Genomic DNA, 14,440 nt, shown 5'->3' with positions numbered 1-14,440 from the left:
GATGGCGCAGGAGCAGGTCAAGCGTGGCGGCGGCGGAGACGACGAGGATCTCGCGGGCGCACCGTCGGGTGCCGGCCAGGAGCGCATCGAGAAGCTGACCGACGAGACCGACGATCTCCTGGACGAGATCGACGACGTGCTCGAGGAGAACGCCGAGGACTTCGTGCGCGCGTACGTGCAGAAGGGCGGCCAGTGACGCCCCTGCACGGCGGGTCGTCGTTCGTCGAGCACCTCGCTGCGGTGGCGCCGGAGGCGCTGCCCGGCCGGGGCTCCGGGTCCGACGGTGCGCCGGACGTGCCCCACGGCACCACGATCGTGGCCGTCGCCTTCGAGGGCGGCGTGCTGCTCGCGGGTGACCGGCGGGCCACGATGGGCAACCTCATCGCGCAGCGCGACATCATCAAGACCTTCGTGACCGACGAGCTGACCGCCGTCGGCATCGCGGGTACCGCTGGCATCGCCAAGCAGATCGTCAAGCTGTTCACGGTGGAGCTGGAGCACTACGAGAAGATCGAGGGCGTCCCGCTCACCTTCGAGGGCAAGGCGAACCGCCTCGCCGGCATGGTGCGGAGCAACTTCGGCGCCGCGCTGCAGGGGCTGGCCGCCGTCCCGCTGCTGGTCGGGTTCGACGAGGCCGAGGCCCGCGGCCGGATCGTCTCCTACGACGTGACCGGCGACTGGCACGACGAGGTGGGCTACCACTCCATCGGCTCCGGCTCGGCCTGGGCGAAGTCGTCGATCAAGAAGCGCTTCCGGCCCGGCCTCGACGCGAGCGGTGCGTTGGACGTCGCCGCGGAGGCCCTGTTCGACGCCGCGGACGACGACACGGCGACCGGCGGTCCGGACGTGCTGCGCAAGTTGTACCCGACGGCGATCGTCATCACCGCCGACGGTGCCGTCGAGGTCGCCGAGGCCGAGGTGGCCGCCGCGACCGACCGCGTGATCGCGGCGAGGGGAGGAGAGCAGTGACGTTCCCGTACTACGCCTCCGCCGAGCAGATCATGCGCGATCGCTCGGAGCTGGCGCGCAAGGGCATCGCCCGCGGTCGCAGCGTCGTGGTGCTCAAGTACGCCGACGGGGTGCTCTTCGTGGCCGACAATCCCAGCTCGCTCAACAAGATCAGTGAGATCTACGACCGCATCGGTTTCGCGGCGGTCGGCAAGTACAACGAGTTCGAGTCGCTGCGCCGGGCGGGAATCCAGTTCGCGGACACCCGTGGCTATCAGTACTCGCGCCGCGACGTCACCGGTTGGTCCCTGACCAACGCCTACGCATCGACCTTGGGCACCGTCTTCACCGAGCAGGCCAAGCCCTACGAGGTGGAGCTGTGCGTGGCGGAGGTCGGTACACCCGACAGCGCCGCGTCCCGGCTGTACCGGGTCGGCTACGACGGCTCCGTCGGCGACGAGAAGCAGTTCGTGGTCATGGGTGGCCAGACCGAGTCGATCACGCCGGTGCTCACCGAGGGCTACGAGGAGGGCCTCGACCTGGCGGCTGCTGTCGCGCTGGCGGTGAAGGCGCTCGGTGCCCCGGCACCGTCGAACGGCTCGAGCGCGACAGCGGAGGCCAAGACCTTCGAGGCGGCCGAGCTCGAGGTCGCGATCCTCGACCACAACCGTCCGCGGCGCGCCTTCAAGAGGCTGGCGGACGACCGGGTCGGCGCCCTGCTCGGCTGACGGTGCACACCGGCCGATCGACGAGGTAGCGCTGGCACCACCTCCGGATCGGGAGCGCGCGCCCGTGACTGCGCGCCTCCGAACCGGTGAGCTGGAGGCATGAACGCAACGTCCGTGCACCGTCGGGGAATCGCCTGGTTCTTCGCGCTCACCTTCCTGCCGTCGTGGGGTCTCTGGTTCCTCGCGTACGGCCTCGGGCATCCGCTCGACGATCCGGGCATCCAGCTCCTGACCGCGGCGTTCCTGCCTGCGCTCGCCGCGTTCGTCGTGCGCATGTGGATCACGCGGCAGGGCCTGGCGGGCGCGGGCCTGCGGCCGCGGATCCGTGCGCAGTGGCGCTGGTACCTCGCCGCCCTGGCGATCCCGCCCGCCCTGCTGCTGATCGCGCTGCCGCTGGGCTTCGCGGCCGGCGTCATGACGATGCCGCCGGACGGTATCCCCGCGCACCTGCAGGCCGTGGCCTTCGGGCCGTTGATCATGGTGGTGCTCGCGCCGATCTTCTTCGGTGAGGAGTTCGGGTGGACCGCCTACCTGCGCGGGGCCGTCGCCGAACTGCCTGCGCTGCGCGGACGGCCCACCGCGGCCTCGGCGGTGACGGGCGCGGTCTGGGGTGCGTGGCACTGGCCGCTGGCGTCGGTCGGGTACTTCAGCTTCCAGCCGCCGCTGCACGACGTGTTGTTGCTCATCCCGCTGTGGATCGTGATGTCGATGCTGCTCGAGATCGTGTGGAGCACGCTCTGGTACGGCTCCGGGAGCATCTGGCCGACCTCGATCGCGCACGCGGGCTTCAACCTGGTCTTCTCCGCGACGATGGGGGAGTTCCTGCCGCCCGAGGCCATCGTCGCCGCCTTCGTCGTCCCCAGCGTCGCGCTCGTGCCGCTCGCCGTCGTGGCGTACCGCGTCGATCACCGGCGCCGAGCTGCCCACGATCCGGGCGAGGATCCCGGCATCGCGCGAGTTCGCCGACGTGGGGCGCTGTCGCCCCGGTGAAACGCGGGGCTCCGCCGGATGGCGCTGACCGCGGGGTATGTTCGAGACGTGCAGCGGCGAATCATGGGAATCGAGACCGAGTTCGGTGTCACGTGTACTTTTCACGGGCACCGTCGACTGAGCCCCGACGAGATCGCCCGGTACCTGTTCCGGCGCGTGGTCTCCTGGGGCCGCAGCTCGAACGTCTTCCTGCAGAACGGCTCGCGCCTGTACCTGGACGTGGGCAGCCACCCGGAGTACGCCACGGCCGAGTGCGATTCGGTGCTCCAGCTCGTCACACACGACAAAGCGGGGGAGCGCGTCCTCGAGGACCTGCTGCTCGACGCCGAACAGCGCCTGCAGGACGAGGGCATCGGCGGCGACATCTACCTGTTCAAGAACAACACCGACTCGGCCGGAAACTCCTACGGCTGCCACGAGAACTACCTCGTGGGCCGCGTCGGGGAGTTCTCCCGCATCGCGGACGTCCTGTTGCCGTTCCTGGTGACCCGACAGTTGATCTGCGGTGCCGGCAAGGTCCTACTGACGCCCAAGAACGCGACCTACTGCCTCAGCCAGCGCGCCGAGCACATCTGGGAGGGCGTCTCCAGCGCCACCACCCGCAGCCGGCCCATCATCAACACCCGCGACGAGCCGCACGCCGACGCCGAGAAGTACCGCCGCCTGCACGTGATCGTCGGTGACTCGAACATGTCCGAGACCACCACGATGCTCAAGGTGGGCACTGCGCACCTGGTGCTGGAGATGATCGAGGCGGGCGTCCAGTTCCGCGACTTCTCGCTGGACAATCCGATCCGCGCGATCCGAGAGGTCAGCCACGACACCACCGGGCGGCACGAGGTGCGTCTCGCCGGTGGCCGGCAGGCGGGCGCGCTCGACATCCAGCGCGAGTACTACGGCAAGGCCGTCGAGTACCTCGCCACCCGCGAGCCCGACGAGCAGCTCGCGAAGGTCGTCGACCTGTGGGGCCGCACGCTCGACGCCGTCGAGACGCAGGACTTCTCCGGCGTCGACACCGAGATCGACTGGGTGATCAAGCGCAAGCTCTTCCAGCGCTACCTGGACAAGTACTCGATGGACCTGGCGGATCCGAAGATCGCACAGCTCGATCTCGCATACCACGACATCAAGCGCGGCCGCGGCGTCTTCGACGTCCTGCAACGGCGCGGGCTGGCCGCGCGGATCACCACCGACGAGGCGGTCGACGCTGCGGTGAAGAACCCACCGGAGACCACCCGCGCGAAGCTCCGAGGCGACTTCATCACCGCCGCGCAGGCGGCCGGCAGGGACTTCACCGTCGACTGGGTGCACCTCAAGCTCAACGACCAGGCGCAGCGCACCGTGCTGTGCAAGGACCCCTTCCGCAATGTGGACGAACGGGTCGAACGACTCATCGCGTCGATGTGAGACGAGCGCGCGCATAGAACGTAAGATCGACACGTGGCAACTTCGCGGATCGAGCGGCTCACCAACCTGGTGATATGCCTTCTGTACACGCAACGTCCGCTGGAGCGGGACTACATCCGGGCGAACGTCTTCGGGTACGATCCCGAGTCGGACGACGAGGCCTTCGAGCGCATGTTCGAGCGCGACAAGGCGGATCTGCGTGAACTGGGCGTCCCGATCGAGGTGGCGCCGGTCTCCCGGATCAACTCGGCCGTCGGCTACCGCATCGCGATGGACGATTACGCCCTCGGCGACATCGACCTCGACCCCGAGGAGGCGACGGCAGTGGCCGTCGCCGCGGCACTGTGGCAGTCGCCCGAGCTGTCCACCGCGGCCCAGTCCGCGGTGCAGAAACTGCGGGCGGGCGGCATGGACGTCGACGGCCCGGGTCCGGGTGTGAGGCCCGGTATCGCGCCTGATCGTGGTGCCGAGGCGGCGCTCCTGGCCATGCTGGAGGGCGTCGACCGCCGCCGTCTGGTCACCTTCGAGCACCGCGCGAACCCCGCGCAGCCCTACGTCGACCGCACGCTGCACCCGTGGGGCGTCGTCACCTTCCGGGGCAGCGCCTACGCCGTCGGTCACGACGTGGCCCGCGACGCCGTGCGCACGTTCAAGCTCAGTCGCGTCCGCGGGGGAGCGGTCACCAACAGTCCCGCCACCGTCCGACCGCCCGAGGGCTTCGACCTCCACGCGCACGTCGTAGCCACCGTCGCCGAGCGCGACCCGGTCGGAACCGCCCGGCTGTGGGTCGCGCAGGGTCGGGGCGATGGGCTCCGCAGGCTCGCCTCCGCGCAGGCCGACGGTGACTTCCGCGGCCGGCCCGGCACCGAGCTCACGATCGAGATGCGCTCGGTGGACGCCGTCGCGCGCGAGGTGTGCGGGCTCGGGCCCGACGCGGTGGTCTTCGAGCCGCCGCAACTGCGCGATGCCGTGGTGGACCGCCTGAAGGCGCTGGAGGGGAAGCGATGAGCACGCAGTCCAAACAGCCCAGCCGGCAGATGCAGCGCCTCGCGCGCTGGCTCAACCTGATCCCGTACTTCAAATCACACCCCGATGCCGGTCTGGAACGCGCGGCCGCCGATCTGGGGGTCACGGTCGCGCAGCTCCGCAAGGACATCACGGGCCTGACGATGTGCGGGTTACCGGGGATGTTCCCGGGCGATCTGATCGAGATCGACTACGACGAGGCCGGCGTCGACATCGAGTTCAGCGCCAAGCTGGACCGGCCGCTCAAGCTCACCGGCCCCGAGGCGGCGTCGCTGCTGCTCGCACTGCGGGCGCTCGCGGATTCGCCCGGAGTCGCGGACCCGGCGGCGGTCCTGCGGGCGATCGCGAAGCTGGAGGCGGCAGTGGCCGACGCCGGCCGCGACACCGTGGCCTCGATCGACGGAGCGCTGGACACCGGCCCCATCGCCGCGATCGCGGCCACCGTCCGGGGTGCGCTCCGCGATCGTCGCGCCCTGCATCTGCGCTACTACTCCGCCACGCGGGACGCCGCCACCGAGCGCGATGTCGACCCCATCGCTCTCGACACCTTCGCCGGCCACAGTTACCTGCAGGCCTGGTGCCGTTCGAGCTCGGGCCTGCGGATGTTCCGGCTCGACCGGATCGACGAGGTGACCGTCCTCGACGAGGCCGCGTCCGTCCCACAGCACGTCGAGCCCGCGACGGGCCTGTTCGACGGTGCCGCCGCCGACGAGCTGACCACCGCCACCCTCGAGGTGGGGCCGGGTGCGGCGTGGGCGCTCGAGTACCACCCCTTCACGGTGCTCTCCGACGCACCTGGCGGTCCGGTCACCGCGACCATGCAGTACGCCACCGAGGCGTGGATGGTCCGGTTCGTGCTCAGCTTCGGCGGCGAAGTCACGGTGCTCGGCCCGCAGTCGCTGGCCGACGCCGTCGCCGAGCGAGCCGCCGCCGGGCTCGCCAACTATTCATGAAGTGGACACGTGCGTCCAGCGGATTCACAGCGATCGCCGCGGAAACCGTCCGGTAGTCTCGACAACAGATATTCGCGAAGTTAGTGAGGCAGCATCATGGGGCTCACCCATTCTCCTTGGGCATGGATCGTCATCGCCGTCGTCCTGCTGATCCTGTTCGGCGGCAAGAAGCTGCCCGACGCGGCACGGGGTCTCGGCCGGTCGATGCGCATCTTCAAGAGCGAGATGGACGAGATGAAGACCGAGGGCGAGAAGCCGGCGGCACCGAAGCCGCAGGCGCAGGTCACGGACCAGCCGATCGACGTGCAGACGGTCCAGCCGTCCGAGGCCGATCACAAGTCGGCGTAGCCGCCGCCTGTCCTTTTGAAGATCCCGTTAGATCCACGTCGTCGTCGTGCCGTCGTCAATCCCGACGGCACCATGTCGATCGTGGAGCACCTCTACGAGCTCCGGACCCGCCTGCTGTGGTCACTGGCCGCGATCGCCCTCACCTCGATCATCGGCTTCTGGTGGTACAGCCACGGGCCCTTCGGGCTGCCGTCCACCGGCCATCTGCTGACCGGACCGTACTGTGACCTGCCGGCCACCTCACGCGCCGAGATCACGCGCGACGGCGAGTGTCGGCTGCTGGCGACCGGCGTCTTCGACCAGTTCAATCTGCGCCTGAAGGTCGCGGTCGCGACCGGCGTGCTACTGGCGTGCCCGGTGTGGCTGTACCAGATCTGGGCGTTCATCGTGCCCGCGCTGCGCCGTCAGGAGAAGCGGTACACCGCGATCTTCGTGACGCTCGGCGGCGCGCTCTTCGTCAGCGGTGCGGTGCTCGGCTACTTCATGATCACCAGCGCCTTCAGCTTCTTCCTCACCGTGGGTAACGAGACTCAGGTGACGGCCCTGCAGGGCCCCGAGTACTTCAGCTTCGTGCTCACCGTGATGGCGATCTTCGGTGTGAGCTTCGAGCTGCCCCTGTTCATCGTCGCGCTGAACCTCGTCGGCGTGCTGCCGTACACCAAGCTGGTGAAGTGGCGTCGCGGCATGCTGCTGTCGATGTTCATCTTCTCGGCCGTGATCACCCCGTCGGGGGACCCGTTCACGATGCTCGCACTGGGTGCTGCGCTGGCCGTTCTGCTCGAACTGTCGATCCAGTTCGCCCGGTTCCACGACCGCATGAAGAACAAGCGCGGTACCGGCGACGCCTGGGAGGGCGAGCTCGACGACGAGACCGCGTCGCCGGCGCCATCGGCCCCGGCACCGATCGGCGCGTCCGCGGGACCGTCGGGCAGCGCCCTGGCCGCTCCACAGCCCGTCGGGCAGGCGGAGAAGGTGACGCGCACGTCGATCCCGCGTTCGGGGTTCGATGACGTCCTCTGAGTTCGAGAGCTTCACCGCCGCGCTCGACTTCACCCTCGATCCCTTCCAGGTACAGGGCTGCACCGCGCTCGAGCAGGGGCGCGGAGTCCTCGTCTGCGCCCCGACGGGTGCCGGTAAGACCGTGGTCGGCGAGTTCGCCGTGCACCTGGCGCTCGCGGCCGGCACGAAGTGCTTCTACACCACGCCGATCAAGGCGCTGTCCAACCAGAAGCACGCCGAGCTCACCGCGCGGTACGGCGCGCACAACGTGGGCCTGCTCACCGGTGACACCGCGATCAACTCGTCGGCGCCGGTGGTCGTGATGACCACCGAGGTGCTGCGCAACATGCTGTACGCGAACTCGACCACCCTGGACGGCCTCAGCCACGTCGTGATGGACGAGGTGCACTATCTCGCGGACCGCTTCCGCGGCGCGGTCTGGGAGGAGGTGATCCTGCACCTGCCGCAGGACGTCCGCCTGGTGAGCCTGTCCGCGACGGTCTCGAACGCGGAGGAGTTCGGGGCCTGGATCAGCGAGGTCCGCGGCAGCACGGAGGTCATCGTCGACGAGCACCGCCCGGTGCCGCTGTGGCAGCACATGCTGGTCGGGCGCAAGCTCTTCGACCTCTTCGACACCAAGGCGCTGCGCACCGCGCAGGACGCCGGGCAGAAGAACCTCGTCCTCGACGCCGACCTGGTGCGCTACGTCAAGCAGCGCGAGTCGCTGGACCGTAGCTTCGAGCCCGGCATCAACAGCCGCACCGGCCGCCGCACCGGCCGGGGCCGCCCGCAGGCGACGCGCCGCCCCATCCCGCGGCCGGACGTCATCGCGCTCCTCGACGCCGAGGGACTCCTGCCCGCGATCACCTTCGTCTTCTCCCGGTCCGGCTGCGAGCAGGCGCTCACCCAGTGCCTGCGCTCCCCGGTCGTGCTCACGGATCAGGCGCAGGCCGACGAGATCGGCCGCATCGTCGACAAGCACGTCGCCGAGTTCTCGCCCGCGGATCTCGATCTGCTCGGCTACGAGGAGTGGCGCGCAGCGCTGCTCCGCGGCTTCGCGGCGCACCACGCCGGCATGCTCCCCGCCTTCCGGCACGCGGTGGAGGAGCTCTTCGTCAAGGGCCTGGTCCGGGCCGTTTTCGCCACCGAGACCCTCGCTCTCGGCATCAACATGCCTGCCCGCACCGTCGTCCTGGAACGCCTGGTCAAGTACAACGGCGAATCCCACGTCGAGCTGACACCGGGCGAGTACACGCAGCTCACGGGCCGCGCCGGCCGTCGCGGCATCGATGTCGAGGGGCACGCCGTGGTGCTGTGGCAGACGGGAGTCCGCCCGCAGGAGGTCGCCGGGCTCGCGGGTGCGCGCACCTTCCCGCTGATCAGCTCGTTCTCGCCCGGCTACAACATGTCGATCAATCTGCTCGACCGCCTCGGCCGCCGGGGCGCCGAGCGGCTGCTGGAGGCGAGCTTCGCGCAGTTCCAGGCCGATCGGTCCGTCGTCGGGCTGGCGAAGCGGGTCGAGCGCGGCGAGAAGGAGCTGGCGACGCTCGGCGCGCAGATCACGGAGGCGGCGGGAGGCGCCGACTACGTCGAATACGTGCGGCTCCGCGAGGCCGTCCGGGCGCGCGAACGGTCGCTGCGCCGCGAGCACCTCGCGGACCGGCGCGACGGTGCCGCCACCGCGCTCGCCGAACTGCGCCGCGGTGACGTCATCGCGGTCACCGGTGGCCGGCGCCGGGGCCTGGCTCTCGTCGTCGAGCCCTCCGGCGACCGCCGCGACCCGAAACCCGTGGTGGTCACCGAGAGCAGCTGGTCCGGACGGGTCGGCGCCGGTGACTTCGTGGGCGAGGTGCAGGTGCTCGGCACACTCCGCGTACCGAAGAACGCGGACTACCGGTCGGGCCGGGGAAAGCGCGACCTCGCCTCCACGCTCCGCAACAGCGCCATCTCCGCGCCGCGGCAGCAGGCCAAGGCAGCTCGCCCCGCCGCATCCGACACCCAGCTCGCGGACCTGCGCGCCCGTATGCGCGCGCACCCCGCCCATACGGGACAGCGTGCCCCCGAGCTGGACCGTCTCGCCGAGCGCTACGCGCGACTCGAACGGGAGATCACGTCCTCGGCGGCGACCGTGCGTGCCACCACGAACTCGCTCGCCGTCACCTTCGAGCGGATCGTCGCGCTGCTGAGCGACCGCGGGTACATCGAGACCGTCGACGGCGAGCCCGAGTTGACGGAGTCCGGACACCGACTGGCGCGCGTCTACAGCGAGTCGGACCTGCTGGTGTGCGAGTGCATCGAGGACGGCGTCTTCGACGGGCTGGACGCGGCGGGCCTGGCGGCGGTCGTCAGCGCGCTGGTCTTCGAATCCCGCGGAGAACGCGGCGGCATGCTGCTGACCGGGGAGAAGGTGCCGGGCGCGGTGCGCTCGGCGATCCGCGACATCGCCGACCGGTGGACCGACATCGTGGCCGCCGAGGCTGCGCACCGCCTGGAGCCGAGCCGCGAGCCCGACATCGGTTTCGTCGCCCCGATGCACCAGTGGGCCGGCGGCGGCACCCTGGCTGCGGTCCTGCTCGCGGCGGGCGAGCGGGGCCGTCCGCTCCCCGCGGGCGACTTCGTGCGCTGGTGCCGGCAGGTGCTCGATCTGCTCGATCAGATCAAGCAGACCTCGTACGACACCCGGCCCGGGCTGGCCGGCGTCGCGACCGCCGCGATCGCGGCCGTCCGGCGCGGCGTCGTCGCGGAATCGGGTTGATCATCGGGTATCTTGACCGAAGAGGCGAACGTCGCGGGCCGTCGGCCGGCGACCGGGGAGGAGTGGACACATGAGCAACCCGCAGGATCCGAACCAGTGGGCGCAGCAGCAACAGGGCTGGCAGCAGCCCGGCCAGCCGCAGCCGCCGCAGGAGCAGACCCAGATCGCGCCGCAGTACGGCCAGCAGGGCTTCGGCGCTCCGTCGGGTGATCAGACCCAGATCTCGCCGCAGTACCAGGGCCAGTGGGGCCAGCAGCCGCAGGGCGGCCAGCAGTTCGGTGGCTTCCCGCAGCAGCCGCAGTTCGGCCAGGACCAGTTCGGTCAGCAGCCCGGCCAGCCTCCGCAGTTCGCGGGCCAGCAGTTCGGGCAGCAGTTCGCCCAGCCGCAGCTGGGCGGCCCGAAGAAGTCCAGGACCGGCCTGATCATCGGCATCGCCGCCGCCGCGATCATCGCGATCGTGGCGCTGGTGCTGATCATCGGTTACTTCACCGGCGCCTTCTTCGGTAAGAAGTTCGACAACGCCAAGGTCAACGAGGGCGTGACGAAGGTCCTCAAGGACAGCTACAACGAGTCCGACACCAAGGACGTCTCCTGCAAGACCGACGGTGTCAAGGTGAAGGAGGGCGAGACCTTCACGTGCAACGCCACCATCGGCGGCAAGCAGAAGACGGTCACCGTCAAGGTCCTCGACAGCGACGGCAAGTACCAGGTGGGCGCTCCCAGCTAGCCTCAGCCCGCGAGCGCCGCGAGCAGGCGTTCCACCTGCGCTCCGATCCGCAGTTCCTCGGCCAGTTCGGCCAGGCGCTGCGGATCGCGTGCTTTCCGGGGCATCTCATCGCCGCCCGAGAGCGCGACATCGGCGTCGCGCTGCACCCAGACGACGTCCCAGGCGGCATCGAGGTACTCGGCGGACGCCGCCACCGACGCCGCGGCGCGGGCGGGCAGCGGAGACGGGACCTGTGCGGCCGCCGCGCGGATCGCCGCCAGGGAGCCGTACTCGAGCAGCAGCTTCGAGGCGGTCTTCTCCCCGATGCCCGGCACACCCGGGAGCCCGTCCGACGGATCGCCGCGCAGCAGCGCGAGTTCCGCGTAGGCCTCGCCGGCGCGCTCGAGCGGCAGCCCGTACTTCTCGGCCACCTCGGCCGGCCCGAACATCTCGGCCTTCGCGATGCCGCGCCCGATGTACAGGCACCGCACGCCGGGAGCGATGTCGTCGGCCACCTGCAGCAGATCCCGGTCGCCGGAGACGACGATCACGGGGTCCTTCTCCTCCCGCGCGGCGAGGGTGCCGAGCACGTCGTCCGCCTCCAGCCCGACCGCGCCGCCCGTCGCGATGCCGACGGCCTCGAGAACCTCCAGGATCATGTCGACCTGCGGCGAGAGGGTGTCGGGCACCTCCTCCGCGCTGCCGTCGCCGTCCTCGGCAACGCGGTGCGTCTTGTACGTGGGCAGCAGGTCCACGCGGAACTGCGGCCGCCAGTCCAGGTCGAGGCATGCGACGAGGCGTCCCGGACGATGCGTCGTGATCAGCTGCGAGGTCATGTCGAGGAATCCGCGCAGCGCGTTCACCGAACGCCCGTCGGACGCCTTCACCTTGTCCGGGATCGCGTAGAAGGCCCGGAACCACAGCCCCGCGGAGTCGAGCAGCATCAGTGGGCGCGCATCGTTCGTCACGAGAAGCATGGTGTCACAATCGGAGGATGACCCACTTCCCTTCCCAGGTGTACGCGACCCGTCTCACCAAGGCCCGGCAGCTCGCGACCACGGCGGGAACCCCGCTCGTGATCACCACCGGGCCGGACCTCGCCTACCTCACCGGCATCGTCAGCGAGTCCTTCGAGCGTCTGACCGCCCTCGTCGTCTCCGAGTCCGGGTTCGGCCTCGTCGTGCCGCGATTGGAGCTCGCCATCCTCAAGGACTCGGCGGTGCCGGGGCTGGCGGAAGCGGGAGTGGAGCTGTCCGTTCTGGATTGGGTCGACGGTGACGACCCGTACGCCCTGGTGCTCGGCCTCCTCGCGGGAGCGTCGACGGTGGCGGTCGCCGACGCGGTGCCCGCCCTGCACCTGGTTCCGCTGCTCGATCGCGGGCTCTCCGTGCGGCTCGCGACCGACGTGCTGCGCCGGCTGCGAATGATCAAGGACGCGGCCGAACTCGACGAGCTGCGCGCCGCCGGTGCCGCGATCGATCGCGTGCACGCTCGCGTCGGCGACTTCCTCAGGGTGGGCCGGACGGAGCGCGAGGTGGCCGACGACATCGCCGCCGCCATCGTCGAGGAGGGGCACGCCGAGGCCGCGTTCATCATCGTCGGCTCCGGGCCCCACGGCGCGGACCCGCACCACGAGGTCTCCGACCGCGTGATCGAGGCGGGCGACATCGTGGTCGTCGACATCGGCGGTCCGCTCGCGTCGGGCTACAACTCCGACTGCACCCGCACCTACGCCATGGGCGCGCCGTCCCCGGAGATCGCCGAGCAGTATGCGCTGCTCGAGCAGGCGCAGCGCGCCTCGGTCGAGGCGGTGCGTCCCGGCGTGAGCGCGGAATCGATCGACGCCGCGGGGCGCGATGTGCTCGCCGGTGCCGGCCTGGGGGAGTTCTTCCTGCACCGCACCGGCCACGGCATCGGGCTGTCGGTGCACGAGGAGCCCTACATCGTTGCGGGTAACGACATTCCGGTCGAACCGGGCATGGCCTTCTCGATCGAGCCGGGAATCTACTTCAGTGGCCGGTGGGGCGCGCGGATCGAAGATATCGTCATCGTCACCGAGGACGGCTGCGAGTCCGTGAACACCAGGCCCCACAGCTTGACGATCCTCTAGGAGTCGAACACCCGGAGGCACCATGACGCACGGCGGCACCACGGCCGAAGGCCCCTCGATCTTCGAGGAGGGCGAGGGGAACAGCAGCCGCGTGGTGCAGATCGCGGTCGTCGCCGCGATGGGCGGCCTGCTGTTCGGCTACGACAGCGCCGTGATCAACGGCGCCACCAAGGCGATCGAGGGCCGCTTCGGCATCCACGGCTACGCGCTCGGCTTCGCCGTCGCGTCGGCACTGCTCGGCGCCGCGGCCGGCGCGATGACCGCCGGGCGGATCGCGGACCGGATCGGCCGTCTGCGCGTCATGCAGATCGCGGCGGTCCTGTTCCTCCTCAGTGCCCTGGGCTGCGCCTTCGCCACCCACACCTGGATGCTCATCGTGTTCCGCGTGATCGGCGGTATCGGCGTCGGGGTGGCGTCGGTGATCGCACCGGCGTACATCGCTGAGGTCTCACCGGCGCGGATCCGCGGCCGGCTCGGATCGTTGCAGCAGATGGCGATCGTGGTCGGCATCTTCCTCTCGCTCCTGGTCGACTGGCTGCTCGCCTCGCTCGCCGGCGGCGCCTCGGAGAAGCTGTGGCTGGGCATGGAGGCCTGGCGCTGGATGTTCCTGGTCATGGCCGTTCCCGCCATCGTGTACGGCGTGGCCTCGACGATGATCCCCGAATCGCCCCGGTACCTCGTCGCTCGCCACCGCATCCCCGAGGCCCGCCGAGTGCTCACGATGCTCCTGGGGGAGAAGAATCTGGACCTCACGGTCACCCGCATCGAGGAGAGCCTCGCCGGGGAGGAGAAGCACTCCTGGCGCGATCTCATCCGGCCGGGCGGCGGCGTCTACCCGATCGTCTGGGTGGGCCTGCTGCTGTCGATCTTCCAGCAGGCCGTGGGGATCAACGTCATCTTCTACTACTCGAACATGCTCTGGCAGGCCGTCGGTTTCAAGGAATCGCAGTCCAACCAGATCAGCGTCTTCACCTCGATCGTCAACGTCGTCGTCACCATCGTCGCGATCATGCTCGTCGACCGGATCGGGCGCCGTCCACTCCTCCTGATCGGCTCGATCGGCATGACGGTCTCGCTCGCGACGATGGCGATCTGCTTCAACACCGCGACGATCGTGGACGGCACGCCGGAGCTCAACGGCGCCGCGGGGGTGATCGCGCTGATCGCGGCCAACCTGTTCGTGATCTTCTTCGGCGTGAGCTGGGGCCCCGTGGTGTGGGTGCTGCTCGGCGAGATGTTCCCCAACCGCATCCGCGGCGCGGCGCTCTCCCTCGCCGCGGCGGCGCAGTGGGCGGCGAACTGGGCGATCACGGTGACCTTCCCCAAGATGGAGGGCAACCTCACGCTGGCCTACGGCCTCTACGCGACCTTCGCCCTGCTGTCGCTCTTCTTCGTCTACCGGTTCGTGCCGGAGACCAAGGGGAGGACGCTGGAGGACATGGACGGGAACCTCCCGTCCCGCTAGCGATC

General features: G+C 69.9%; 14 protein-coding genes. 13 read left to right on the top strand and 1 reads right to left on the bottom strand.

The window, feature by feature from the left end; translation table 11 throughout:
• Position 1: 1 nt before the first annotated feature.
• The 11 genes from FK268_RS05700 (at position 2) to FK268_RS05650 (ending at position 10,881) form a co-directional block, all read left to right on the top strand.
• A complete protein-coding gene (locus FK268_RS05700) occupies positions 2 to 196 on the top strand; it encodes a ubiquitin-like protein Pup (RefSeq protein WP_068569600.1) in 195 nt (64 codons plus the stop codon).
• Positions 193 to 969, top strand: coding sequence for a proteasome subunit beta (gene prcB, locus FK268_RS05695; protein ID WP_146432103.1), 777 nt, complete (start codon positions 193 to 195; stop codon positions 967 to 969). Before FK268_RS05700 ends, prcB begins: the two co-directional genes overlap by 4 nt.
• On the top strand, positions 966 to 1,676 hold the full coding sequence (gene prcA / locus FK268_RS05690) for a proteasome subunit alpha (protein ID WP_146432101.1): 711 nt from the start codon (positions 966 to 968) through the stop codon (positions 1,674 to 1,676). The genes prcB and prcA overlap by 4 nt, the downstream gene beginning before the upstream one ends.
• Before the next feature lie 99 nt (positions 1,677 to 1,775).
• Positions 1,776 to 2,666 carry a CPBP family intramembrane glutamic endopeptidase gene (locus FK268_RS05685; RefSeq protein ID WP_146432099.1) on the top strand — a complete coding sequence of 297 codons (891 nt, stop codon included), beginning with the start codon at positions 1,776 to 1,778 and terminating at the stop codon, positions 2,664 to 2,666.
• Between the two features lie 48 nt (positions 2,667 to 2,714).
• Complete coding sequence (gene pafA / locus FK268_RS05680) at positions 2,715 to 4,073, top strand: Pup--protein ligase (protein WP_146432098.1); 1,359 nt, start codon at positions 2,715 to 2,717, stop codon at positions 4,071 to 4,073.
• Positions 4,074 to 4,106: 33 nt separating this feature from the next.
• Positions 4,107 to 5,081 (top strand): helix-turn-helix transcriptional regulator, encoded by a 975-nt coding sequence (locus FK268_RS05675; RefSeq protein WP_146432096.1) that lies wholly within the window; start codon positions 4,107 to 4,109, stop codon positions 5,079 to 5,081.
• The gene (locus tag FK268_RS05670) at positions 5,078 to 6,052 is read left to right on the top strand and encodes a helix-turn-helix transcriptional regulator (RefSeq protein WP_231706949.1); all 975 of its coding nucleotides are present in this window, start codon (positions 5,078 to 5,080) and stop codon (positions 6,050 to 6,052) included. The genes FK268_RS05675 and FK268_RS05670 overlap by 4 nt, the downstream gene beginning before the upstream one ends.
• 96 nt (positions 6,053 to 6,148) lie before the next feature.
• Positions 6,149 to 6,400 carry a Sec-independent protein translocase subunit TatA gene (tatA, locus tag FK268_RS05665; protein ID WP_146432093.1) on the top strand — a complete coding sequence of 84 codons (252 nt, stop codon included), beginning with the start codon at positions 6,149 to 6,151 and terminating at the stop codon, positions 6,398 to 6,400.
• Between the two features lie 15 nt (positions 6,401 to 6,415).
• A complete protein-coding gene (gene tatC / locus FK268_RS05660) occupies positions 6,416 to 7,420 on the top strand; it encodes a twin-arginine translocase subunit TatC (protein ID WP_146432091.1) in 1,005 nt (334 codons plus the stop codon).
• Complete coding sequence (locus tag FK268_RS05655; protein WP_146432089.1) at positions 7,407 to 10,154, top strand: DEAD/DEAH box helicase; 2,748 nt, start codon at positions 7,407 to 7,409, stop codon at positions 10,152 to 10,154. The genes tatC and FK268_RS05655 overlap by 14 nt, the downstream gene beginning before the upstream one ends.
• A 70-nt stretch (positions 10,155 to 10,224) precedes the next feature.
• Complete coding sequence (locus FK268_RS05650; protein WP_146432087.1) at positions 10,225 to 10,881, top strand: DUF4333 domain-containing protein; 657 nt, start codon at positions 10,225 to 10,227, stop codon at positions 10,879 to 10,881.
• 2 nt (positions 10,882 to 10,883) lie between these two features.
• Here the strand turns inward: FK268_RS05650 and FK268_RS05645 are convergent, their stop codons facing one another.
• Entirely contained in the window at positions 10,884 to 11,837 is a 954-nt protein-coding gene (locus tag FK268_RS05645) for a 5'-3' exonuclease (RefSeq protein ID WP_146432085.1), read from the bottom strand.
• A gap of 17 nt (positions 11,838 to 11,854) precedes the next feature.
• Between FK268_RS05645 and FK268_RS05640 the strand changes: the two genes are divergently transcribed.
• Together FK268_RS05640 and FK268_RS05635 are read left to right on the top strand one after the other, a co-directional pair.
• A complete protein-coding gene (locus tag FK268_RS05640) occupies positions 11,855 to 12,970 on the top strand; it encodes a M24 family metallopeptidase (protein WP_146432083.1) in 1,116 nt (371 codons plus the stop codon).
• Between the two features lie 22 nt (positions 12,971 to 12,992).
• Positions 12,993 to 14,435 (top strand): sugar porter family MFS transporter, encoded by a 1,443-nt coding sequence (locus FK268_RS05635; protein ID WP_146432081.1) that lies wholly within the window; start codon positions 12,993 to 12,995, stop codon positions 14,433 to 14,435.
• Positions 14,436 to 14,440 lie beyond the last annotated feature (5 nt).

Source organism: Tsukamurella sputi (assembly GCF_007858445.1).
Lineage (GTDB): Bacteria > Actinomycetota > Actinomycetes > Mycobacteriales > Mycobacteriaceae > Tsukamurella > Tsukamurella sputi.
The sequence above is the reverse complement of the archived record's forward strand: the minus strand, read 5'-3'. Positions and strand labels throughout refer to the sequence as shown.